This window comes from Candidatus Thiodiazotropha sp. AKAK3, assembly GCF_058244645.1.
Map to the genome: position 1 here is coordinate 1 of NZ_JBSYOQ010000079.1, position 24,692 is coordinate 24,692.

Here is a 24,692-nt window from a genome sequence, read left to right on the forward strand (position 1 = left end):
AAGTTTTTGGTGGGGCATGCCCCCCCCCTCCGCCTATCCGGAGTGTTGGGGTGGGGCCATGCCCCACCGAGTTGTCAAAGCGAGTTAAACCTTAAGCCACTTGAACAGTGGATCCCACAAGATGACATCCTTATAGACCTGACTGGGTGCCAGCTCAAACAGAGCCAAACCCTTTTCGGCAGATCTTATGTAGTTCTGACTTTCACGCAGATGGGTGATGAAGGGGATTTTCAAATGACCAAGATAGTTCTCCAGGTCATGGTAGATGCGGGTATTCTCTTTCGCCCTGTTGGCGACAATACCGATCCTGGTCTGATGTTTTGAAACTCGCCCGCTCTCCAGTAACTCGGTCAGGAATCGGTTGCAGGCGCGCATATCGATAGGTGATGGCAGGACTGGCAGTACCAATGTGTCGACCTTCATCAACATTTTGTTGATCTCCTTGCCATGCACACCGGCTGGTGCGTCCATGATCAGCAGATCGGTGCCCTTTGCTGGATTGATCGGTCCCGCTAATGCGTCAATGGCTTGAATATCAGGGATGCCTTCGTAATCGCCTCTTGCTTCAAGCCAGTCGAGGGTGGACTTTTGCGGGTCAAAATCGGCCAGGGCGACTTGCTTGCCTTCGTCGGCGTACCAGGTGGCAAGATTGGTGGCAATGGTGGTTTTGCCACACCCTCCTTTGGCGTTCATCAACATGATTGTGCGCATTATTGTTTTCCTGTCCTCTTGGTGTTGTTTTTCAACGGGGGTAACCCCGGTTCTCCTGAGTGCTATGGTGCTAAATTAATACAAGTTTAAAACTAATACGATAGGCCTTAGTTTAGTCGATCCCCAGCTGATCCCAAATCTCATCGATACGTTTTTTGATTGAGCTGCTCATGGTGATCGGTTTTCCCCACTCCCTACTGGTCTCGCCAGGTAGTTTATTGGTCGCATCGAAACCGATTTTAGATCCCAGTCCGGAAACTGGCGAGGCAAAATCGAGATAGTCGATCGGTGTGTTCTCAATCATTGTGGTATCTCTGGCTGGATCCATTCGTGTGGTCATAGCCCAGATTACATCCTGCCAATCCCGTGTGTTGACATCATCATCAACCACTATGACAAATTTGGTGTACATGAATTGACGTAGAAATGACCATACCCCCATCATCACCCGCTTGGCATGACCGGGATACTGTTTTTTCATACTGACGATGGCGAGTCGGTAAGAGCAGCCTTCCGGGGGCAGATAGAAGTCGACGATCTCTGGAAACTGCTTCTGCAGTATCGGCACAAAGACCTCATTCAACGCAACGCCCAGCACTGCCGGCTCATCCGGCGGGCGACCGGTGTAGGTGCTATGGTAGATGGGGTCTTCCCGACGGGTTATTCTCTCTACCTTGAATACTGGGAAGCTCTCCACTTCGTTGTAGTAACCGGTGTGATCACCGTAGGGCCCCTCCTCGGCAGTCTCACCAGGATGGATATGGCCCTCCAGAACAAACTCTGCAGAGGCTGGCACTTGTAGATCTGAGCCGATCGATTTCACCACTTCTGTACGGCTGCCGCGAAGCAGTCCGGCAAAGGCATACTCAGAGAGGGTGTCAGGTACTGGGGTGACAGCAGCAAGGATAGTGGCCGGGTCTGCACCCAGGGCGACACTGATCGGGAAGGGCTCATCTGGATGGGTTTCCAGCCACTCGCGATAGTCGAGGGCGCCACCCCGATGGGCCAGCCAGCGCATGATCAGCCGGTCGGGGCCGAGTAACTGCATGCGATAGATACCGAGATTCTGGCGACTCTTATTTGGCCCTCGGGTAATGACCAGGCCCCAGGTGATCAATGGCGCAGCATCTTCCGGCCAGCAGGTCTGAATCGGCAGTTGGGTTAAATCAACCGCATCTCCCTCTTGGGAGACCGCCTGGCAGGCGGCGTTTCGAAGCTCTTTTGGTGCCATGTCGAGCACCTTGCGAAATACAGGTAGCTTTTCCCAGGCATCCTTCATGCCCTTTGGCGGATCAGGCTCTTTAAGGAAGGCCAGAAGGCGCCCTACCTCTCGCAGAGATTCTACATCCTCCTCACCCATCCCCATGGCTACCCGCTCAGGGGTGCCAAAGAGATTGCCTAATAACGGGTAGGGAGAGCCTTTGACCTTCTCAAACAGTAGTGCGGGGCCAGAACGACGGAGGGTGCGGTCACAGATTTCAGTGATCTCCAGTTTCGGGTCCACTTCTGTCTGGATCCGCTTCAGCTCCCCCCGGGATTCAAGCTGTTTGATGAAATCACGTAAGTCTTTGTACTTCATGGCACTCGTGAGCCTCGTCTTAAATTCTGTTCAAAACCAGTTTTGCCAGCAGGCAAGGCGTCATGGTCTGCTTGAGCATGGCTCTATAAAGGTGCAGCAATTATGACGAGGAACTATAAGTCATTAATTTATCAGTGAGACATTACCAGAGGTAGGAAGGAGGTCAAGCAAAAGCAGGTTTCAACTGATTAGATATGACTCAGCTGAGGAAAAGGCGTCAGATAGCTCTGAGGACAGATAGAAGATTATCGATTTCGAGCAGGCTTACACACTCTGCAGATGATTTGCGATCCAAAGCTGGATCGCAAATCCCCCCCATAGATTAAACATTCAATTCAAGTCGTCCAGTTTGCCACCGCTAAAGTAGGTGAGTTTGTAAATGATCGTGGTAGAGATCCTGTGGCAAAAAAAGCACCATTTTTTAGACTGCTGATCTGTGCAATAGCGACTAGATCGCGTTATCAATCGATCAATTTATCCCCAGATCGGTTATGAGTGAATTATTTAAGCACTGAATATGGATATGTTGTAGATGCAAGTCGAGAGGCATGACAAGGCACTACTAGAGAAGCTGCTGTCTTCCAGCGAAGACAGATTGATTGAGTTAATACTCAATTACGCTGAACAGCAGAAGTACACCCGCTATACATCAACTCTGAAAGAGGCCTGGCGGCTCTCGATTGATGGATTGAGTCAATCCATCATCAAGGCCCTGGTGCTTTCTGATTTGATTCCAGATCTGGGACCGGATGAGGACTTTTCTTCAGACCCCGGCGCTCAGTTTGGTGCTATGGAAGCCCGGCGTCATCGTGCAAGGGGCGTCAATCTGACCATGTTTTTAGGCTTGATGAAATACTATCGCCAAGCCTATTTAGACCTCTTGGATGAATCCTCGGGCTTTAAACATCCTGAGGTGGTCAAGCTGTTTGTGAGACGCTTTTACGACCGAACCGAGCTTGCTTACTGTGGCGAGTGGGTGAGTTCTGATGGGGAGGCACAGATCAAGGTGCTGAGTGACAGCAATCTCCATCTGACAAATGAAAAAAACAAGTACCTGACTCTATTCGAGAGCCTCTCGTCGCCAGTGATATTGTGCGATGAGCGTGGCATTGTTGATAACTACAACGATGCTGCAGGACGCTTGTTGCTTGGCACTACAACACCAGGCAGCCGCTACTACTCTGAGCAGCGACACGATTTGGCGCCACCGGCTCTGCAGCAGGAGTTGGCGCAGATGATAGCCGACGGCCTCAACCGCCTGGATATAGAGAAGATCTATCAGACGCCCGAGGGAGAAAAGAGCTATGACGTCCAGATTGAGCGGATGTTGGATGTCAGTCATAAGTTCAATGGTTATACCATTCTGTTCAATGACATCACTGAGAGACTAGGCTGGTCACGGCGGCTGGAAGAGGTGAATCAGAACCAGCAGCAGTTGATAGATGACCTTAATCAGACTCGTCTGCAGTTGGTTCAATCAGAAAAGATGGCGGCTGTCGGCCAGCTCTCTTCAGGGATTGCACATGAGATCAACACCCCCATTCAGTATGTCGGGCAGAACACTCGATTTTTCAGTGATGCCTTTATTGATATGCAAAGTGCTATAAAGTCACTGGAAAAACTGCTTGTTGCTGCGCAGAAGGGTGAGTTGAGTGAGCCTCTCATATCTGAGGTGAGTAGACGGGTAGAAGAGGCAGATTTTGACTATCTTTTCGAAGAGATCCCAAGAGCGGTAACGCAGTCACTTGAAGGGGTGGAGAGAGTCTCTACCATTGTCTCTGCGATGAAGGTGTTTGCTCGGTCGGGTACCCAGGAAAAGGTCGAAACCGATATCAATACCGCAATCATCAGCAGTGTGAATCTGACGGTTAATGAGTGGAAATATCATTCTGAAGTAGAGATGGATCTTGACCCTGATCTACCGATGATATGTTGTGTACAAAGTGATTTGAATCAGTCGCTTCTGAATATTGTTGTTAATGCCGCCTCTGCAAATTCAGACTATGCGGCACAAGAGAGGCTGACAGAAAAAGGTAAAATCTCGATCAGATCATGCTTGGACGGGGATTGGGTCGTTATCGAGATCAGTGATACGGGGACAGGTATTCCAGAGGAGATAAAGTCGAAGATCTTCGATCCATTTTTCACCACGAGGGAGGTGGGTAAAGGTATAGGTCAGGGATTGACGTTTGTATATCAAGTCATTGTGGAGGAGCATGGCGGAAGGATTGATGTGAGTACGACTCCAGGTGAGGGGACGACTTTTAAGCTTCGCTTGCCACTGCTTCCAATCTAACTGGGCTGGTTTATTCATGAGGTTGAATTCGGCTGCACTCTGCTGACAGCTGGAGTGGAACCTCCGTCACTAGTGATCATGTCGCCATGATCATGTTTTATATCTAAAAAAACTTTGTGGGGCTCAAAGAGAGAGCCAATAGTCCATGCAGCGCCTATAATGTTAGAAATACAACCTAACCAGTGCAACTCTGGGTTCAGGTAAAACTCTAATAATACAAACAGTTGGCCCAGGTAGGATAATAGAAGAATTATATGTTCGAAAAAGATCCCCGCACCTTCTCTCCTGAATATAAGAATCTGTCGCCTGAACAGAAGGCGATGGTCAAGCTTGAAATCACGCTGACTAATTTTTTTAAATCCTTTGACAAGAGCATGTCACGCTGGGAGCGGATGATCTATCCCATGCTGGTGGTTGTCGGTGTCCTTGGGCTGTCGGGTTTTTATCTCATCTATAACGTCACCACCGATATGCACAAATTGACCGAGCAGGTGGATCCCCGCATGGAGGATAATCTGCAAGCCATGTCATCTCACATGGCGCAGCTCTCTCAAAATATCTCGATCATGACAGAGCAGATTACTGTGTTGGTACAGCGGGTCGATAGCATGGAACAGCACATTGCCACTATGGATGGCAATATTGGGGCATTGACTGTGGATGTGGGTAGTATGAGCAAGAATGTTGGTCAGATGACCACCAATGTTGCCGATATGAATCAGGCAATGCGCACAATGACAGTGAATACCGGAGTCATGAGTCGTGATATCAATCAGATGGGGCGGCCGATGGAGCGAATGAACTCATTTACCCCTTGGTAGTCTTGAGGATAGCGCTTTTTGGCAAGGTGTGAATGATCCTTGAATCTGGCCGGTTATGGCATTGAAATTGGCTCTTCAAAGCGTCTTAGAGGCATCAAGTTCCATTTTAATTCTCGCTATGTGGTTGAAATATCTCGCTGAGACAGTAATATAAGAGAAATCTAATATACTTATCGGAGTCCTTCCATGAGGCGTTCGCTGGTTACTTTATTCTTCTGCTTGGTGTTGCTGCCCGGCGTATCAATGTCTGACACAGCAGCATTTGAGACTGCTGAAATTATCAAGCGGGAGACCGCCAGAGAGTTCTGGCTCGATGGTGTGGTTGAAGCGATAAACCAGACAACACTCTCCTCTCAAACCCAGGGTCAGGTGCAGGAGATCCTCTTCGATGTGGATGATTTTGTCGAAAAGGGTCAGGTGGTGGTGAAGCTGAAAGACACCGAACAGCGGGCAGGTTTGAATCAGGCCCGCGCTGACCTGAAAGAAGCAGCAGCCCGTCTGCAAGAGGCTAAAGACGATTTCAAACGCTCTAAAGATCTCTTCAGCCGCAAGCTGACCTCCCAATCCCAACTGGACAAGGCCACCGCAGCACTGAAATCATCCCGAGCGCGAAAAGAGGCAGCTGATGCTCGCTTGGCTCAAGCCAAGGAGCAGTTTGAATATGCTCTGGTCAGGGCGCCTTACAGCGGCATCGTAACCCATCGACATGTTGAAGTTGGGGAGATCGCATCCCCCGGTCAGAAGCTGATGAGTGGTACCTCCCTGGATCAGCTCAGAGTGACAGTGGATCTGCCCCAAAGCCTGGTTCCGATTATCCGTAAGCAGGGTAAAGCGCGGGTATTACTCTCAACTGGAAAATCTATTGAAGGTAAGAAGCTGACTATTTTTCCGTTCGCCGATCAGCGTAGCGGCACTTTTCAGGTACGGGTCGATCTGCCGGAAGGGGTTGAGGATCTGTTTCCAGGAATGTTTGTTAAAACCGCCTTCTTAACCGGGATCAAGCGGGAGCTTGTAGTGCCAATAAAAGCGGTTGTCTATCGCTCTGAAGTGACCGCTGTCTATGTTCTGGATGAGAATGATCAGGTGCGTTTCCGCCATATACGCACGGGTCACCCAAGTGCGGAAGATACAATGACGGTGATTGCCGGTCTCTCAGCTGGAGAGCAAGTGATTCTGGATCCGGTGGCCGCGGCCACCACCCTGAAACAACAGCAGGCGGAGTGAAACAATGAGTAGGCTGGGTATCTCAGGTGCAGTGGCAAAACAGTTTCTGGTCACTGAAATCACCCCCCTGCTGGCTTTGGTCGGTCTCTTGCTTGGTGTGTTTGCCGTATTGGTAACCCCCAGGGAGGAAGAGCCACAGATCAATGTCACCTTTGCCAATATCTTCATACCCTTCCCAGGCGCAACTGCAACCGAGATTGAAAACCTGGTCGCCTCTCCAGCTGAGCAGGTGTTGTCTGAGATCGATGGTATCAAGCATGTTTACTCGACCTCCCGGCCTGGTTTAGCGGTGCTTACCGTACAGTTCCTGGTTGGAGAGGATCGGGAAGATGCGATCGTGCGTCTGTTCAGCAAAGTCTATGCGAACCAGGACTGGCTGCCCCAGGGGTTGGGGGTCGGGCAGCCGATCATCAAGCCCAAGGGTATCGATGATGTACCGATTGTCACCGCAACCCTCTGGTCGGAGAACCCGGACGTAGGCGCCTATGAGTTAGGGCAGGTGGCTCACGCCATAGAGTCTGAACTTAAACGAGTGCCTGGAACCCGCGATATCTACACCATTGGTACGCCGGACAGAGTAGTACACGTTTTGCTTGATCCTCAAGCACTGGCAGGACATGGTATCGATCTGAGTGATCTGCGCACTGCGCTACAGGCCGGGAACCACATCAGAGACAATATCACCGTGACCGCTGAGAATCGCGAAATGCTGGTTCAGGCAGGCACCTTCTTAACCTCTGCTGACGAGATTGGCGGTCTGGTGGTCGGTGTTCACGATGGAAAAGCGGTCTATCTGAGTGATGTGGCCAAGGTAACCCACAAGCCCGATGTACCTAACCAGTATGTCTGGATGGGGGTGGGCCCAGAAGGTGAGGTCAAGTCACTTCCTGCAGCTGGAAAATTTCCCGCAGTGACCGTTGCGATAGCGAAAAAGCCGGGCACCAACGCAGTGGATATCTCCAAGTCGGTGATTCAGCGGTTCGAGCAACTGAAAGGGGTCTTTATACCGGAAGGTGTTCACGCCACCATCACTCGTAACTATGGTGAAACAGCAGAAGCAAAAGCAAACAAACTGATCACCAAGCTGGCCTTCGCCACCCTGTCTGTGGTGGTTCTGGTTATGTTGACCATTGGCTGGCGTGAGGCCTTTATTGTGGGCGCCGCAGTGGTGGTTACTCTGGCAATAACGTTGTTTGCCTCCTGGGCCTGGGGATTTACCCTGAATCGGGTATCCCTGTTTGCGCTGATCTTTTCCATCGGTATTTTGGTGGATGATGCGATTGTGGTGGTGGAGAACATACACCGCCATCTGCAGTTGGGTGCAAAGAATCTGCTGCAAGCCATACCCAAAGCCGTGGACGAGGTCGGAGGGCCTACGATTCTTGCAACCTTCACGGTCATTGCAGCACTGCTGCCGATGGCCTTTGTAACCGGTTTAATGGGGCCCTATATGAGTCCTATTCCGATCAACGCCAGTACCGGCATGTTGATCTCGCTGGTGGTTGCGTTTGTCTTTACCCCCTGGCTTACCAATCGGGTTCTGGCAAATCAGGTGGAACATATAGCCGCTCATGCCAGCCAAGAGGGACCAACCGGTCTGAACAGATTTTTCACAAAAGTGATGTCACCCTTTTTGTTGGGTAGCCGGGGTAACCTGATGCGCTGGGTGCTGTTGGGTTCTATCCTGATATTGATCGCGGCTTCACTCTCTCTGGTGGGCACAAAGGCAGTGGTACTGAAGATGCTGCCTTTTGATAACAAGTCAGAGTTTCAGGTGTTAGTCGATATGCCGGAAGGGACAAGTCTGGAGCAGACCACAAGGGTGCTGGATGAGTTGGGAGACTATCTCGGAAAAGTGCCTGAGGTGACCGACTACCAGGTCTACTCGGGATCAGCATCGCCAATCGGCTTCAATGGATTGGTACGCCAGTACTATTTACGGGAAGGGGCTAACCTTGGAGACATTCAGGTCAATCTGGTAGACAAGCACCTTAGAGATCGCAAGAGTCACGAGATCGCTCTGGCTGTACGTGCACCATTGCAAAAGATAGCCAAAGAGTACAAAGGTAATGTCAAAGTAGTAGAGGTGCCTCCCGGCCCGCCAGTGATGTCCCCCTTGGTGGCAGAAGTTTATGGTCTTGACTATGAAGGGCAAACCGAAGCTGCTTGGGAGATACGCCAGGTATTCAAAAATACCCCTGATATCATCGATGTGGATGATAGTGTGGAGTACCCCTCAGCCAAGTTTGTCATCCAGGTCGACCGGGCCAAGGCGGCCAGACTTGGGGTTGCGCAGAGTATAATCGCGGAGGCTTTGTCAACGGTATTGGCTGGTGAAGATGCCAGCTATCTTCATGGAGAGAAGCTCAAGTATGCGGTACCAATTCGCATCGAATACTCTGAAGCAGACAAGGCCGATCTTGATCAGGTGCTGTCACTGAAGGTGCGTTCTCAAAGCGGTACCTTAGTGCCACTTGCCGAGATTGTGCAGGTCATACCCAGAGTGCGGGAATTCTCCATCCAGCATAAAGATCTGTTACCCGTGGTTTATGTTACCGGTGACATGGCAGGGGAGACCGACAGTCCGCTATACGGCATGTTCGACATCTCAGGACAGCTCGAAGAGGGTGGGCTTGAGCAGTGGTTCCTGCAACAGCCGGAGAACCCCTATGCCTATAGTTTGAAATGGGATGGTGAGTGGCAGATCACCTATGAGACTTTCCGTGATATGGGTATTGCCTACTCGGTTGGGTTGCTGATGATCTACCTGTTGGTTGTGGCGCAGTTCCGTTCCTATCTGGTGCCCTTGGTGATCATGGCCCCCATACCGCTGACCGTGATCGGTATCATGCCTGGTCACGCCCTGTTGGGCGCCCAGTTCACTGCCACCTCCATGATCGGCATGATCGCCCTGGCGGGGATCATCGTGCGCAACTCCATCTTGTTGGTGGATTTCGTCAACCAACAGGTCCGTGAAGGCATGGAACTCGAAAAGGCGGTAATCAACTCCGCCGCAGTGCGCGCCAAGCCCATTGCCTTAACAGCCGTAGCCGCGATGGCTGGCGGGTTCTTCATCCTCGATGATCCGATCTTCAGTGGCCTCGCAGTCTCGCTGATCTTCGGCCTCTTCGTCTCCACTGTACTGACCCTGGTAGTAATCCCCGTGGTCTACTACGCAGCAATGCGCAACCGAGTCGAGTTCATCAAGACAAGCACCTAATGCGTAGGGTGCGGCCCTGCCGCACCTTATCTCCGGCCAGACAAGGGCAAGCCCTCTTCGCTGACACACAACCAACAAACCCAAAAGCCACCACACAGTAGTCAGACTACAGTCATCCCCTCGATAACCTTGATCACAATTGGCTATTGATAATCATCCAGCGCCAGTAACGTATGAGCTGATCAGCGCCGGAAGTCTAGTGAGGTTATAGAGCTTAGTGGTTACGCTTCTCGCAGGCGTTCTTGTCGCTGCTGCTCTTCTACAAATGCCGCCTCGATCTCCTGTAATACAGTATTCACATCGGCGGCCTGTGTACTCTCTTTGAACTGGCCGCTAAGTTCGGCCTCTGGGTGTAAATCTCCGGCTTCATAGAGCGCCCAGATTTCACCTCCGTAACATGTATTGAGCAATTCCGGGGCATATAAGCCGTAGTATTCGGTTATTTTGCTTACATCACGTTTAAGGAAGCGAGCAGCATTATTATTGGCCGCCGCATCAACCACCTGGGGCAGGTCGATAATAACCGGGCCTTGGTCATCCACAAGTACATTGAATTCTGACAGATCGCCGTGTACCAAACCGGCAGCGAGCATGCGCGTGACGTATCGCATCATAACGGCGTGATCTTCGAGTGCCTGTTCGGCAGACATCGATACATCATTCAGGCGTGGCGCTACCTGGTCATCGCCATCGGTGATCAACTCCATGAGTAGGACTCCGTCAATGCAGCCATAGGGCTGAGGAACCCGCACGCCGGCCTCGGATAGGCGGTAGAGTGCATTTACTTCGGTGTTCTGCCAGGCCCGCTCCTGCTCATTGCGGCCGAATTTGGAGTGCTTCTCCATCGCTCGGGCGCGGCGGCTGGTGCGCACCTTACGGCCCTCCTGATAGAGCACGGCCTGTTTGAAGCTGCGTTTTTCTGCTTCCTTATAGACCTTGGCGCAGCGGATTTCGTCACCACAGCGCACCACATAGACGTCAGCCTCTTTTCCGCTCATCAATGGGCGGATCACTTCATCTACCAGGCCATCATCAACTAGTGGAAGGATTCGTTTCGGTATTTTCATAGCAGCCTTATACCTTATCTGCTGCCAGCTTGCAGAAATAAGTTCAAGCTACCCCAGGCTAGAGATATACAGGGATAGGTAATATTCAACTAGACTCCCGCCAAATAATGCTGAATGTGAACCTAAAGCGTACTCCTTTCTTCGGTGTAATCGCGTGAAAATAGTCTCGATAGGGTAATCCATCGGATCTCAGTGCAGGTTTGAAAAGGTCGTTGAATATCGGAATTTCATCGAATAGCCTGAACTAGTCGTAGGAGTCAGGGATATACGATTTGGTCATCCATGTCTTGCTCTATGTTTCTTTCAATTGAACCTGCAATTGCCTGCCGAAATAGTTTCTCACAGCAAATAATAATAGACAGAAGAGTTAATCTATACCGGGCTTTGTTGTCAGAGTTTTAAGGGAACGCATCAGAGACAGTGGTGAGAGATGTTGTTGTTTCATGGCCAACTCAGGTGCGCTTTTATCGCTCATTTTAATATTTCTCTCTTTCCGGATTACATCTCAAATCGCATTTAGTTGATGTCTTGGAGAGTTTGTTAAAATGGCGTGCAAGGGTTGTTCTATTGCGAGCAAACCAGCTATAGCTGGCTTCAGTTGCGTAGTTCAAGAGAGGCCACCTACTTGGTGCAACCAGCCAGCCCAGGCCCACAGCTGTCAATGAGAGCCTGAAAACCTCAGGTCCTTCAATAATTAAACCATCCGCTCGTCGAGCATGAATTCTGGCCAGCAGGCTTTCCAGGCTGCGGCCATAGTCTCGTGGGTTAAAACCTGCTTCAGTGATATCAATGAATATAAGTCTGTGATGGTGATCGGCCTTGCGAAGTCTTGCCACATCGGCACTGCATATGGGGCAATTTCCATCGTATAGAAACTCAAGAGGGTATATTTTGCTATCCATTATTATCTCCGTATATGCAGTAATTTCTGTAATTAATGAAATAAAATAGGAAAAAAATACTAGCCTTTTGCCTCGCGTCTTATCAGGTTGCTGATCTTTGCGCCAAGCTTAAGGACTTTCATCAAAGTCTCAGGTTCCAGGCGTAGCATCTCATCAGACCACTGGGTGAGGATTTCAATGAACTGCTGTGTCTCTTCAATCCTTTGACGGGTTTCACGTGACTCTTTTTTAAAATCGGGGCTGGCTAATAACTCTTCAAATATCTGTAGGGTAGGATCAATCTCTCTCTGTTTTCGTCCGGCAACGATAAGTTTGAATAACTCCCAAACATCTTTCGATGTTTCGAAGTGATCCCGTCGATCACCCATCACATGGGCAACTTTTACCAGCCGCCAGGAGATTAACTCTTTAATGCTGTTACTGACATTAGAGCGGGCGACGCCGAGTGTCTCGGTAATCTCATCAGCAGTGAGTGCATTCTCAGACATGTAGAGTAGTGCGTGGATCTGCGCGACCGTACGGTTAACACCCCAGCGGGTGCCCATTTCGCCCCAGTGAAGTACAAATTGTTGTGTGACGGGTGAGAGTTCCATGAAACTAAGTATAGGAGATTCAGAAATTTCTGTCTAGAGAGAAATATCGGGATGGGAGACGGTTTATTTAGCGCCAGCTTCTTCGATTGAGTTGCATATGTATCGCCATAATGGGTTGACCATTTGGTGTATGACGCACCTCCATATCATAGGGTTTGAAACCAAGTGATCGGTAGAGAACCAGTGCCGGAGTGTTTGGGTTGAAGACAGTGATATGCACCTCGCTGGCATAATTATCAAAGACCAGGTCGCACATATGGCAGACCAGTTGCCTGCCAACACCTTTACCACGATAACTCTGGGAAATGACTACATTGCCGACGAAGATCTTATCTGCGGAGAGGTTTCGATAGAGGTTGGCAAAACCGATTACCTGATCATCATCCACTACAACGGTCAGGTCTGTGCGTTGTTGAGCCAGCTTTTCTAATTGTGTCAAGTCAAAGGGCCATGTTGCTGATGGATAGATTAAAAAAAGTTCATCAGCTGACTGAAATAGCGAGAGAATCGCCCTATAGTGTTCTGGATCTGCGTTGAGGAAATAGTAGTGATCGTTCATGACATTAGTCCGTATTTTGTCGATTGTTGGATGTCATGGCAGGTATTAAGTAAATAATTTTAGAGTGTTGTTACGTTAACTTTGCTCACTGGTATATTCACTTTTAGTGGCTGATAGTAGCATCTGGTTAGGAAACACTACCTACTTAGAGCGTAAGTTTTTTAATTCCAACCACTCTTCGGGTTGCATGTTAGAGATACGTGCCCAGCCATTTTCGGTTTTATAAACAAATACCTTCTGGCCCTTTCTGTAGTGAGCGGTGACTGTTTTAGATTGTGGTGCAGTAACCGCATAGACTGATTTAGCTGTAACCAGATAAACCTTGGGTAACTTTATATAAGATCTGCGAATAACTGAAGATGAATGATCAGTTGTCGGTGTAGTTGTTGTTACTCCGTCGATACGGCAGGATTTGCTTTTTGCTATGCATCCATTACCGCAGGGTTTGCCCTTTATGCAGTTCCGACCATGGATCTGGGTTGAGATGGTGAAACAGGCAAGTAGAAGAATGGGTAATAAAAAAGATAGATCTTTTCTCATGAGATTTACTTCCTTGTAATTGCATCCATTAAAAACGGTATCTATAAACAGCTTTCACACTATCCATGTGTTTCTGTGGAAAAGATATAATACATTATAGAGGTGCTGAATCACCAACTCGATAATAGCACTAATCAGGATGTCACACTCATAATTGATCTAACTACGCCTGGGATGCTCCTTGTGGTGATCGTGGAGTGATGTCTCTTTGTTATGAATTGTGTGGTGACTGATGTGCAGGTTATAAATGGGTAGCTGTTATGGACATGCTGATCAGAAAAACATCATACAGTAGCAAGGTAGTCTGGATGAAGTGCAACGTAATCCTGGTGAGCAGTGCGTTAATCTTCCCGGATTCCGTTGCACTTCATCCAGGCTACGTGCTCATTATGCGAGCTTCAGCTGCAAGTTGATATTCTAAATGCGTGCGAAATAAGCTGAAGCAGGTCCTGGATTATTTTAAGTTAATTGATCTCTCTCTATGCGTCGCCAGGGTAAAGAGAAGGGGTGTTGCATCTGCTTGTCAGATGAGTTGATTGCAATGGCATAGGTAGTTTCCAGATGCTGATCGGAGAGCACTGTCTCAACGCTGCCTTCTGCTAGAGTGGCGCCCTGATGAAGCAGCTGTAATCTTGTGCAGAAGTGAGCCGCAAGTGCCAGGTCATGTAAGACAATAATAACGGCGTGACCTGTTTTGCAGTAGGCAGAGAGCAGGGTCATGACATCAAGTTGGTGAGCAGGATCAAGTGCAGATACAGGCTCATCTGCCAGCAGGATGTCTGCTTCAGTAACCAGTGCTCTAGCCAGTTGTACTCTTGCTTGTTCCCCTCCGGAGAGGGTGTTGTAGGCACGATGGCGAAACGGTATCAGATCAGTTTGGCGCATTACATTTTCGATCAGCACCATATCCTCTGTGGTTGGTTGTTGCCAGTGCTCGAGATGGGGCAGGCGACCCAGTGCAACAAGCCGTTCCACACTCATAGGCCATGCGATCTCGCTCAGCTGGGGTAGATAGGCGATGCGTTGTGCGCGTTGTTTCGGTGTAAAGGCGAGGACTGGCTTGCCTGCTAAGGTCAGGTGTCCCTGATCTGGTTCTGCTACACCGGCAAGTAGCCTTAGAAGGGTGCTTTTACCCGCACCATTGGGGCCGATGAGGCCAAGTATTTCACCCTGATCTATATGGACGTCGATCTGCTTAAGAATGGTTTGTCCGCTCTTTTTGAAGCAGAGTCCCTTGCCTATCAGATGACTCATGCCTCTCTCCTTCTCTGATTCAATATCAGCCATAGGAAAAAGGGTGCACCGAGCAAGGATGTGATGACTCCGACTTTTATCTCTGTTGCCAAAGGTATCAATCTGACACCAATATCTGCCATCAACAGTAACAGGGCTCCGCCCAGGGCGCTGGGTATGAGTAATCTGCTCGGTTGATAGCCTACGAGCGGACGAATTAAGTGGGGAATCACAAGCCCAATAAATCCAATGGAACCGGTAACAGATATGGCTGAACCTACAGCCAGAGCGATGGCGAGAAAGAGTCGCCATCTCAGCTTGATAAGTTGCACACCCATTGAGGTTGCGGTCTCTTCACCCAGGGTAAGCAGATCGAGGTGGTGACCCTGACGCCACATCAGCAGCCATCCAGCCAGTGTGCCTGGCAGCAGAATCAACAACTCATTTCGACTGATATTGGCCAGAGAGCCGAGCATCCACAATGCGATCTCCTGAACAGCATATGGGCTTGGGGCCAGGTTAAGTAACAGTGAGACCAGTGCCAGTGCAAAGGCATTCACTGCGACACCGGCAAGTATCAGGGTTAATGGACTGGCATCCCTGCCAGCCAGCAGATAGGCGGTTAATGTGGCGAGTAGAGCGCCTGTGATACCGCCCATTGGCAGGGCGAGACTGGATAGGCTTGCCAGGCCAAAGTATAGGGTGGCGACAGCGCCCAATGCGGCACCGCTGGCACTGCCAACCAGCCCTGGGCTGGCAAGTGGGTTACGCAAGAGTGACTGCATCACTGCGCCACTGAGCCCGAGGGATGCGCCGGCAAGTATCGCGACCAGAGTTCTGGGGATACGTAGTTCCGTGAGGATAATGCCGTAGACTCCGTTTAACCCTGTGAAGCTCTCCTCTATGGCCTGATAGAGTGGAATGGTTTGGCTGCCCGTGAGGAGTGAGACCAGCATAGCTCCGGCAACTAAAAGAGCGAGGGAGAGGTTGAGTTGCTTTTGGGAGATCATGATTATTCAGCAGACCTCTTTTTTGCTTCGCGTAACAGGCTGACAGCTTCTGCCAGCATGGGGCCGGGGCAGATCCAGTACTTGTATGGAATCTCCAGTCTGGGTTGATCCTTCATAAGTCGAAAAAGCGCTGGATGGTTAAGAATTTGTTCGGCCAATGAGTTGCTCAATTTTCCATAGGCTGATGTGATGAGAATATCTGGTTGAGAGAGAATAACCTTTTCCAGGGAGATCTGGGCATATCCCTGCAGGCCATTTTCAGCAGCTGTATTTCGCCAGCCAGCGAGCTCCAGCGCTTCATTCTGAAGTGTATTGGCGCCGCTGGTATAACCTCTTGGCTGATAGAAGAGGGCGCTGGGCCGGTTAAGTTCGGAGTGTTCGTCTTCACTTGCTATGCGTTTGAGCATCTCATCTACCAATGCTCTGCCTCTGGGGTGTTGCCCAAGGCGTTTGGCCAGGCGTTCGATTTCAGAGGTGATCTCATGCAGATGATTACCGAGCGTCAATGGATAGAGCTCGAATCCAAGATGTTGCAGGGCTGTGATCAGTCTTGGGTTGGTGTAGGGGACAGTCAACACCAGGTCGGGCTGTAGAGTGATGATCTCTTCCAGCTGTGCATGATTGGCAGGAAATTCCGTCGCCTGACTGGCGACGAAGGAGCTTGTCTCTTCCCTGGCGAGGTGGCTCACTGAAGCGACTTGTTCAGCATCAGCCAGCATCAGCAGCAGTTGATCGCTACAGAGGTTTAGAGAGACTACCCGTTTGGGTGGTGCAGCATCAACCAGGATGCTGACCAACCCCAAAAACAGAAACGAGAGGCACTTACCAGTCAGACCAAAAGCAGCCCCAAACCTTTTGAAATTTGATGATAGGCCATCGCGTGATTGTTTTCGGACTGCACTATTAAAACCTGCAGCAGGCGTGCTGCAGCAGCGCTTTGATGCCTTGCCGTGAGCAAAGAGGCTAGGGCTGAGTGTCGGGATAGTTATGCTCTGCTCGGTAAACCCCATAACTAATCGATCAAGTAGTTCACGGTCAGCCAATAGTTGCGCTCCGGAGCTGGGAAATAGCCGACCCGTTGGTTGAATGAGGTATCGTAACCCGATGCAGCGGCGTTGGCATACTGTTTGTCCAGCAGGTTATCCACACGCAAACTAGCATGCCAGGATCCACTGCGAAAGTTAGCGCCGCTATTGAGCACGCCATAGCCAGGCAGCTTTTTCAGGTTATTGTTGAAATCACCACTGACCACCCGCTTGCTGCTGAAGAGCGCTTCAGCGAAAACATCCCATTGGGAGGCCAGTTGCCAGTTACTTCCCGCTTTTGCGGTACGTCTTGCGACCATAGGGATCAGGTTGTCTTTGAATGGGCCATCAGTGATCTTAGGGTCGGTATAGCTCAGGCTGCCGTTGAAACTGAGTGTTGGCGTCGTCTGCCAGCGCCCCTCGAGGGTTGCTCCCACTCGGCGTGTCTCATCCAGGTTGGTATTGACATAGCCAGAAGCGTCATAGCTGATCTCCTGTTCGATTTCCAAACGGTAAAGGAGAAACCGGGTCATGATATTTTTTTGTTGCCACTCAACCCCTGACTCGTAAGAGATACCGGTCTGATTGTCTATACCCACAGGCTGGCCGAATACCACATTGGTATGTTCATCAACTGTCGCGAAACGGTAGTTTTCATCGGCTCGCAGAAAAAGGCGCAGTTGATCGTCTGGTTTGAAGGAGACACCTATTGAGCCTGCTCCGACGCTGTCATCAAGCTGATCAGAGCTGGTGTTGGTATCGATCTGGTTATCGATAGAGGCGTGTCGGTAGCCAAGTGTTGCTGTGGTTGTATCTGTAATGGGAGCGACCAGCTGTATATAGAGGGCATCGATCGACTGGTCGAGTAGTTGTGGACCAAAACTGGTGTGCAAGGCGTAGTCGGTACGTTCCAAATCGGCACCGGTAGTAAGCGTCGCCTCTCCCGCTGGTAGGGGCAGGATACCAATCAGGCGTGGATTGAAGCTTTTAACCTCTCTCTCCTGTGTGGCAAGTGCTCCAGGAAATGTGCGAAAACTATTTTTGAAATCCCGTTCGTTTTTTCGATAGGTCAGCTCACCTTCAAATGACCACTGGCGACTTAAATCCTGCTGCATACCAAGTCGGCTGATTTTGGATTCTGTGTTGGTGTAGTCTCCGTTATAGGGGGCAGCTGATTGTCGACGGTCTTCGTTTAGCTCGTCATCAAACAGTGATCCTGGATTTTCCTGTTCATCATCGATCCACTGCTGCTCGAAGAAGAGACGGCCAAGTCGATGACGATAGTCTGCCCGCAGATTGAGATCCTTATGTTCAGTTTCGTTTTGATCCCGGTAGTTGTCGCTCTTGCTCTGCTTGGCTGAGAATTTATAGGAGAGGCCATTGTCGAAACGGTCACTGAGCGCTGCATAGAGCTTGCTGCGGTGATAGCTGCCGCCGCCAACAGAGACGGTTCCAGAGAAAGCTTCTGGTTCCTGGGTGATGATGTTGATCATGCCACCAACCGCCTGGTTGCCAAACAGTGTACCGGCACTGCCTTGTACAATTTCAATGCGCTCAACACGTTTCAGGTCGATTGTGCTGAGTTCCGGGTCGGCCCGATCACTGGAGTTGTTTAATCGACGCCCATCGACCAGAATCAGGGTGTTGGCGCCAGCTGTTGGCCCAAAACCACGCATATCCACAGTTGCCTGACTGCCGTCGCCGTACAAACTACTAATTTGTATACCGCTCTGGCCGTTGAGTAGTTGTAATAGATTCCGCGCCAGGCTCTGTTCGATCTCCGAGCGGGTTATGACCCGTATGCTGGTGGGTATTTGAAGTCCCGATTGTTCGCTACGGGATGCACTGACCATGAGTGGTGAGAGTGCTGTATCTGCCGAGCTGATTTGTGTGTAGACGGTGGTCAGTAATAGTGACGTCCACAATAGGTTTGACTGCTGCTTCATTATTTCTCCAGTAGACGCACACCCGCGTCGACTTAATGCTTTGAGGTGTGGTGTCTGGAGAGAGGTATAGAGTCAGAGCAAATTTACGGAGATGCTCAGCTTGGTCGCCCTCCGCAACACCGCGATTTGCCAAGGCCGGTATCCGGGCTTGCAGAGTGGTGGTCTCACCGGACGCCGCGCCTTCCCATGCTCTGCACAGTGGCTGTTGCGATGTCTCTCTCTACTTACCGTTGCGGGGGCAGCACAGGTCTTTAACCTGTTTCCCGTTTCCTCCCTGGCGATCTTAACCGCCGGGGATTGAGCCGCCCATAAGGGCTGGCACCATTAGCTGGCAGGGAAAGTACAGGGGTGGTTGTAAAAGGTCAAGCAAGTGGGTGAGATGGAATAGAGAGATTCCCATCAGTGGAAGTGCCGCTTTGTTACTGTTTACTGGCCCTGGTTTGGTTTCTCATCTTAATTGAGGATTGGCGGCTGTAGAGATATTTGGCCGCAGAGGAAGGGGGAGTGAATAGCACAAATCATCAGCTTGGCAAATACGAGGGTAGAGTAACAGTGCAACCAGGACATCTTTTACTCCCCTCTCCCCTTGCGGGAGAGGGGCTGGGGGAGAGGGGGAAGGATTCAATATCATCATCTGTATCAATTATCGGTATGACAAGGATTGAAGAGTTATCGCTTTTTACGTTTCAGTTTCATCAATTGCTTGATGCTCACCCTCTCCCCAACCCCTCTCCCGTCAAGGGAGAGGGGCTTACTGATTAACAAAAGGGATGGATTCGGTAACAGTCGGTGGATTATTTTGTATAGGATTAGAGCGGCATGAAATCTGTCTGGAGCATACGTAGGTCTTTCCTTCCGACCATGCATTAACTACCTGTAAACGATGTTGCCGGTTTGTACTTCACTCCCCTCTCCCCTTGCGGGAGAGGGGCTGGGGGAGAGGGGGAGGGGTTCGATATCACCATCAGCATCAATTATCAGCATGACAAGGATTGATGGGATATCGCCTTTTAGGTTTCAGTTTCATCAATTGCTTGATGTTCACCCTCTCCCCAACCCCTCTCCCGTCAAGGGAGAGGGGCTTACTGATTAACAAAAAGGGTGGATTCGGTAACAGTCGGTGGATTATTTTGTATAGGATTAAGCAGCATGCAATCTGCCTGGAGCATATGAATGATTGTCTATCTTCACGGTTTGAACAGTGCCGGGAGTTCCGGAAAAGCGGCCTTTATCAGGCAGGCACTACCAGATATTGAGGTTATCAGCCCTACCTATCCTGCCCATTCAGCCGATCTGGCAGTTACAAAATTGACGCGGGAATTAACGGGGCTAATTGATGGCAAAGTGTTGAGTTCGGAGCCGCTGATCATGGTAGGGAGCTCCATGGGAGGGTTCTATGGGGCCTGGTTGGCTGGCCGTCTTGGTTTTCATCATCTGCTGATGATCAATCCCGCCTTACAACCCTGGCGTTTACTGAAACAGGTGGTTGGCTGGCAATTCAATGAAGCTCTGAAAGAGGGCTATTTCCTCTCTTCGAGAATGGTGGCGGCAACCAGGGAATTTGCCACAATTCCGAATCAACTCAACTTGCCAGTGACGCTATTACTGGATAAGGGAGACGAGCTGATTGATTATCGTATTGCGCAGGAGCTCTATGGTGAGTCAGCAGAAATTATCTGCTTTGAAGGGGGTAGTCACACCTTTGAGCATATGCATCAGGCGGTAGAGATTATTGCGCATAAGCACAATCGGTATCAGCATAAGTGGTGAATTACTCTTCGTACGGCTCGCTGAAAGAGCACTCCTTTTGAGGGCAGACCTTTTCACTACCTTTGCGCTTGGTGGTTTTGATGGTCAGTATGGGCCAGCCACAACTCGGACAAGGCTCGGAAACCGGCTCATTCCATATCGCATAATCACAATCCGGATAGGTAGAGCAGGAGTAGAAGATCTTGCCGCGTCTCGACTTACGCTTCAGCAGAGTGCCTTTGTTACATTTCGGGCAGCTCACGCTGGTGTCTTCAGGCTTTTCCAGTGGCTCGATGTAACGGCATTTGGGATAGCTGGAGCAGCCGATGAATTTACCGTATCGGCCTCGCTTGATCACCAGGTCTGACTGGCACTCCGGGCATTTGCGATCTTCGACGATTTCCGGCTCTGCTTTTTCGCTGCTGTCCGCATTGAGATCACGGGTGTAGTCGCATGTCGGGTAGTTGTTACAGCCGATAAAACGGCCGTGTCGTCCAAGACGAATTGAGAGTTGCTCGCCGCATTTCGGGCAGGCTTCATCCATCGCCTCATGGGTGACATCACTACGTTTGACGTTCTCCTGAGTGTGATCAATGCGCTCTTTGAAGGGGCCCCAGAACTTTGATAACAGGGGTACCCACTCCTCCTCACCCCTGGAGACAGCATCCAGTTCATCTTCAAGATTGGCGGTGAAACTGTAGTCTACATATCGGGTAAAGTACTCAGTGAGGAACTTATTCACTACCCGGCCAACGTCTGTGGGCTGGAAGCGCTTTTTCTCAAGGGTTACATATTCACGATCCTGCAGCGTCGAAATGATTGAGGCGTAGGTCGAAGGGCGGCCGATGCCATACTCTTCCAGCGCCTTGACCAGGCTTGCTTCACTGTAACGTGGTGGTGGTTCTGTGAAATGCTGCTCAGGTCTTACTGCCAGCAGAGGCAGGGTTTCACCTTCAGAGAGTGGTGGCAGAAGTTTTTCATCGCTGTCACTTTTGGCGCCATCGTCCAGACCCTCCTGGTAGACGGCAATGAATCCAGGTTTTGCGATCACCGAGCCATTGGCTCGAAACATATTACCCTCACCACATTGCATGTCAGCCGCTACGGTGTGGATCGTGGCATGTATCATCTGACAGGCCACAGAACGCTTCCAGATCAACTCGTAGAGTTTAGCCTGGTCCTTGCTCAGATGACTCTTAATCTCTTCAGGAATGCGGTGTACAGAGGTTGGACGAATGGCTTCGTGCGCCTCCTGGGCGTTTTTCGCTTTGGTCTTGAACTCCCTTACCTTGGGAGGAAGCTGATCGGCGCCGTAGCGTTCACTGATAAGGTCGCGTATTTCAGTGGTTGCCTCGTCTGCCAGATGCACCGAGTCGGTTCTCATGTAGGTGATCAGACCGACTGTGCCCTGACCAACATCCACGCCTTCATAGAGTTGCTGGGCGGTGCGCATGGTGCGCTGTGTGGTAAAGCCAAGCTTGCGTGCGGCTTCCTGCTGCAGCGTTGAGGTCGTGAATGGGGGAGCAGGATTGCGTTTGCGTTGTTTTTTCTCGACTTTGACGACCAGTAGACCGTCGCTGCCATCACTCAGAAGTTTTTGTTCTGCAGCTTTTGCTGCCGCTTCATCGGTGATACTGAACTTCTCTAGTTTATCGCCTTGATAGTGAGTCAGGCGGGCTGTAAAGGCCTGTTTCTCCTTTTTGGAGTCTGCTTCCACAGTCCAGAACTCTTCAGCCTTAAAGGCTTCGATTTCCTGCTCCCGCTCTACGATCATTCTTAACGCCGGGCTCTGGACCCGACCGGCGGAGAGGCCACGTCGAACTTTTTTCCACAGTAGTGGAGAGAGATTGAAGCCAACCAGGTAGTCCAGTGCCCGTCGTGCTTGCTGTGCATCTACCAGATGGTGAGAGAGTTCTCGCGGATTGGCAATGGCATCGTTGACTGCTTTTTTTGTGATTTCGTTGAAAACAACACGATACACAGGCTTGTTTTTAAGTTTGCCTCGCTCTCTCAGTAGCTCAGAAAGATGCCAGGAGATTGCTTCACCTTCACGATCCGGATCAGTAGCCAGATAGAGCGCCTCTGATTTTTTCAGCGCCTTGGTGATGGCCTGAACATGGCGATCATTCCGCTCTATGATTTGATATTTCATGGCGAAACCGTTGTCCGGATCTACCGCGCCCTCCTTGGGGATCAGGTCTCGAACGTGGCCATAAGAAGCCAGTACCTCGAAGCTGCCCCCGAGGTATTTCTTGATGGTTTTCGCCTTGGCTGGCGATTCAACAATAACCAGATTCATATGGCCTTAGTGTCAGTTTGCGCTGAAAAATGCGGCACAGTGAACCGTTCCGCGTTGAAGAAATCAAGTTTTTTAGTGAATCCCGTTAAGAAAATACAGCTAGAAATCCTGTGGATTTCTAGCACTGATAGGTTGTTATCCACTTAAAATCTTGGGGATGAGTCAGATTTACCGGCGCTAAATATGCCAGTACTTTATAGTAATTATGACTCTACACCGAGCAGATGACTTTCTACTTCGTTAATGCAGAAAAACAGGTGCTTCGTTATAGACCATGTCTTCCATGCGAGCAAATGCAGCCTCCTGGCCTGGTTGATTCATAAGAACCAAAAGAATAATCCATTTCAACTCTTCCTCTGAAATGACAGCGGTATCCAGTGCAAGGGCTCGGTCGATGACCAGCTCCCTGGCGGCAAGAGTCAGGATGTCATTCTGTTCCAGAAACATCAGCAGACCACGGGAGTCGACATCCAGTCGGGTCGATTCCTCCTCCGTAAAGATACGAAGTGAGTGGGATTGCCTTGTTTCACTCTGTTGGTTTTGCGCGTTTTCAGCCAGCTCATCCAGCCAGTCAAACGCTTTGCTTATCTCAGTTGAGGGAAAGCCGGCCTGGATCAATTCATCTCGCAGTTCGTGTTGATCCGTCGGCGGAGCGTGTTCACCGTCCATGTAGTTTTCATAGAGGTAGATCAATATATCAACCACGTTTTCGTTCATGTGCTCTCTCTCCCGCTTGGGCGGGATGCAGTTATTACGCGACAGTAGTAGCCGCCAGGAGCCGATGATACATGACCTTCGAGCTCGAGCAATAGCAGCATGGACGAAACTGTCTCTGCGGTCAAACCGGTTCGGGTGATTAATTCGTCAACTGAGACAGGGTCGAATCCCATAGCTTCAACTAAAAGGGCGTACTCCGGGTCAGTTTCGTGACGAACCAGAGGCGGGGAAGATTGATTGTTTTCAGTGCTTTGTTCAAGCAGCCCAGTCAAGGGTCCCAGCTCTTCTCCGATGTCTTGCGCCGATTCCACCAGTTTTGCTCCTTGGCGTATCAGGGTATGGCAGCCCTTTGACTGTGGATTATGGATAGAGCCTGGAATGGCAAATACTTCCCGTCCCTGCTCGGTTGCGAGGCGCGCAGTAATCAAAGAGCCGCTCTGGAGTGTGGCCTCAACCACCAATACGCCCAGGGAGAGCCCGCTGATGATGCGGTTGCGCCGGGGAAAATTCTCAGCTCTGGCCGGTGTCCCTGGAGGGAATTCGGTGATCAGTAAATCTGTGTCGGCTATCTCATGGGCTAATTTACGGTGGCTTGCAGGATAGATTCGGTCTGGCCCTGTACCCATGACAGCAATAGTACGCCCCGATTGCATGGCGCCCTTATGGGCTTCCCCATCTATACCCAAAGCCAGGCCACTGCAGACAGTCAGACCGGCCCCGGCGAGGCAGCGGGCAAACTCCTTTGCATTGGTGCGTCCTGCGGCCGTTGGATTGCGACTGCCAACGATCGCCAACTGGGGTTGCAATAGAAGGCCTGGCTCGCCCATCAGATAGAGGATAGGGGGTGGGTCATCGATCTGCCTCAAGAGCGGGGGATAATTTGGGTCAGACAGGGTCAGTGCTTGATGACCTGGTTGTTTTAACCAGTCGAGGGAGGTTTCTATCCTGCTTCTGTCAGGATTCAGCAGATGTTCTATTGCTGGCTGTGGGATAGAGAGGGATTCCAGCCCGCTGCGGCTTGCGCCAAGAATCCCTTCTGCGCTTTGAAAGTGCTCAATAAGCCTTAAAAAATAGCGGCTTCCGATACCTGGGGTATGGCTGACCTGCAACCAGGGTTCCAGGTCTGTCGGGAGTGTCTGCGGCAAATCATCCATGATGCCTTATGTTTCCATGTCGATGGTGCAGCGGCACGTGATCAACG

General features: G+C 50.4%; 19 protein-coding genes and 1 riboswitch. Of the genes, 5 read left to right on the top strand and 14 right to left on the bottom strand.

The genetic code is table 11. The annotated features are described in order from the left end of the window. Nucleotides 1-84: 84 nt before the first annotated feature. On the bottom strand, nucleotides 85-711 hold the full coding sequence (locus AC4IE7_RS21470) for a nucleotide-binding protein (protein WP_490778930.1): 627 nt from the start codon (nucleotides 709-711) through the stop codon (nucleotides 85-87). Between the two features lie 112 nt (nucleotides 712-823). Continuing rightward, nucleotides 824-2,290 (bottom strand): 4-hydroxy-3-polyprenylbenzoate decarboxylase, encoded by a 1,467-nt coding sequence (gene ubiD / locus AC4IE7_RS21475; protein ID WP_490778931.1) that lies wholly within the window; start codon nucleotides 2,288-2,290, stop codon nucleotides 824-826. A 532-nt stretch (nucleotides 2,291-2,822) separates the two neighbouring features. Between ubiD and AC4IE7_RS21480 the strand changes: the two genes are divergently transcribed. The 4 genes from AC4IE7_RS21480 to AC4IE7_RS21495 all read left to right on the top strand — a co-directional run bounded on the left by AC4IE7_RS21480 (nucleotide 2,823) and on the right by AC4IE7_RS21495 (nucleotide 9,851). Further along, the gene (locus AC4IE7_RS21480; RefSeq protein ID WP_490778932.1) at nucleotides 2,823-4,586 is read left to right on the top strand and encodes a sensor histidine kinase; all 1,764 of its coding nucleotides are present in this window, start codon (nucleotides 2,823-2,825) and stop codon (nucleotides 4,584-4,586) included. 254 nt (nucleotides 4,587-4,840) lie between these two features. Continuing rightward, nucleotides 4,841-5,407, top strand: a complete 567-nt coding sequence (locus tag AC4IE7_RS21485; protein WP_490778933.1) for a hypothetical protein — start codon at nucleotides 4,841-4,843, stop codon at nucleotides 5,405-5,407. Nucleotides 5,408-5,593: 186 nt separating this feature from the next. Beyond that, nucleotides 5,594-6,631 carry an efflux RND transporter periplasmic adaptor subunit gene (locus tag AC4IE7_RS21490; protein ID WP_490778934.1) on the top strand — a complete coding sequence of 346 codons (1,038 nt, stop codon included), beginning with the start codon at nucleotides 5,594-5,596 and terminating at the stop codon, nucleotides 6,629-6,631. A 4-nt stretch (nucleotides 6,632-6,635) separates the two neighbouring features. Further along, nucleotides 6,636-9,851, top strand: a complete 3,216-nt coding sequence (locus AC4IE7_RS21495; protein WP_490778935.1) for an efflux RND transporter permease subunit — start codon at nucleotides 6,636-6,638, stop codon at nucleotides 9,849-9,851. A 221-nt stretch (nucleotides 9,852-10,072) separates the two neighbouring features. Here AC4IE7_RS21495 and AC4IE7_RS21500 read toward each other — a convergent pair whose 3' ends face one another. The 9 genes from AC4IE7_RS21500 to AC4IE7_RS21540 form a co-directional block, all read right to left on the bottom strand. Continuing rightward, a complete protein-coding gene (locus AC4IE7_RS21500) occupies nucleotides 10,073-10,918 on the bottom strand; it encodes a PA4780 family RIO1-like protein kinase (RefSeq protein ID WP_490778936.1) in 846 nt (281 codons plus the stop codon). Between the two features lie 476 nt (nucleotides 10,919-11,394). Next, on the bottom strand, nucleotides 11,395-11,820 hold the full coding sequence (locus tag AC4IE7_RS21505; RefSeq protein WP_490778937.1) for a thiol-disulfide oxidoreductase DCC family protein: 426 nt from the start codon (nucleotides 11,818-11,820) through the stop codon (nucleotides 11,395-11,397). 59 nt (nucleotides 11,821-11,879) lie between these two features. Then, the gene (locus AC4IE7_RS21510; protein WP_490778938.1) at nucleotides 11,880-12,413 is read right to left on the bottom strand and encodes a GbsR/MarR family transcriptional regulator; all 534 of its coding nucleotides are present in this window, start codon (nucleotides 12,411-12,413) and stop codon (nucleotides 11,880-11,882) included. 67 nt (nucleotides 12,414-12,480) lie between these two features. Beyond that, complete coding sequence (locus AC4IE7_RS21515; protein WP_490778939.1) at nucleotides 12,481-12,972, bottom strand: GNAT family N-acetyltransferase; 492 nt, start codon at nucleotides 12,970-12,972, stop codon at nucleotides 12,481-12,483. 141 nt (nucleotides 12,973-13,113) lie between these two features. Further along, a complete protein-coding gene (locus AC4IE7_RS21520) occupies nucleotides 13,114-13,512 on the bottom strand; it encodes a hypothetical protein (RefSeq protein WP_490778940.1) in 399 nt (132 codons plus the stop codon). Nucleotides 13,513-13,971: 459 nt separating this feature from the next. Further along, a complete protein-coding gene (locus tag AC4IE7_RS21525; protein ID WP_490778941.1) occupies nucleotides 13,972-14,766 on the bottom strand; it encodes an ABC transporter ATP-binding protein in 795 nt (264 codons plus the stop codon). After that, nucleotides 14,763-15,755, bottom strand: coding sequence for a FecCD family ABC transporter permease (locus tag AC4IE7_RS21530; protein ID WP_490778942.1), 993 nt, complete (start codon nucleotides 15,753-15,755; stop codon nucleotides 14,763-14,765). The genes AC4IE7_RS21525 and AC4IE7_RS21530 overlap by 4 nt, the downstream gene beginning before the upstream one ends. A 2-nt stretch (nucleotides 15,756-15,757) precedes the next feature. Continuing rightward, on the bottom strand, nucleotides 15,758-16,798 hold the full coding sequence (locus tag AC4IE7_RS21535) for an ABC transporter substrate-binding protein (RefSeq protein ID WP_490778943.1): 1,041 nt from the start codon (nucleotides 16,796-16,798) through the stop codon (nucleotides 15,758-15,760). Then, the gene (locus tag AC4IE7_RS21540; protein ID WP_490778944.1) at nucleotides 16,768-18,726 is read right to left on the bottom strand and encodes a TonB-dependent receptor domain-containing protein; all 1,959 of its coding nucleotides are present in this window, start codon (nucleotides 18,724-18,726) and stop codon (nucleotides 16,768-16,770) included. Before AC4IE7_RS21540 ends, AC4IE7_RS21535 begins: the two co-directional genes overlap by 31 nt. Before the next feature lie 116 nt (nucleotides 18,727-18,842). Continuing rightward, nucleotides 18,843-19,027: riboswitch (cobalamin riboswitch) on the bottom strand. An 872-nt stretch (nucleotides 19,028-19,899) separates the two neighbouring features. Between AC4IE7_RS21540 and AC4IE7_RS21545 the strand changes: the two genes are divergently transcribed. Continuing rightward, a complete protein-coding gene (locus tag AC4IE7_RS21545; RefSeq protein WP_490778945.1) occupies nucleotides 19,900-20,496 on the top strand; it encodes a YqiA/YcfP family alpha/beta fold hydrolase in 597 nt (198 codons plus the stop codon). A 1-nt stretch (nucleotide 20,497) separates the two neighbouring features. On the opposite strand, the gene topA is transcribed toward AC4IE7_RS21545, so the two are convergent. The 3 genes from topA to dprA form a co-directional block, all read right to left on the bottom strand. Continuing rightward, complete coding sequence (gene topA / locus AC4IE7_RS21550) at nucleotides 20,498-22,774, bottom strand: type I DNA topoisomerase (protein ID WP_490778946.1); 2,277 nt, start codon at nucleotides 22,772-22,774, stop codon at nucleotides 20,498-20,500. 240 nt (nucleotides 22,775-23,014) lie between these two features. Next, on the bottom strand, nucleotides 23,015-23,491 hold the full coding sequence (locus AC4IE7_RS21555) for a Smg family protein (RefSeq protein WP_490778947.1): 477 nt from the start codon (nucleotides 23,489-23,491) through the stop codon (nucleotides 23,015-23,017). Then, nucleotides 23,488-24,645 carry a DNA-processing protein DprA gene (gene dprA, locus AC4IE7_RS21560; RefSeq protein ID WP_490778948.1) on the bottom strand — a complete coding sequence of 386 codons (1,158 nt, stop codon included), beginning with the start codon at nucleotides 24,643-24,645 and terminating at the stop codon, nucleotides 23,488-23,490. The genes AC4IE7_RS21555 and dprA overlap by 4 nt, the downstream gene beginning before the upstream one ends. Between the last annotated feature and the right edge of the window lie 47 nt (nucleotides 24,646-24,692).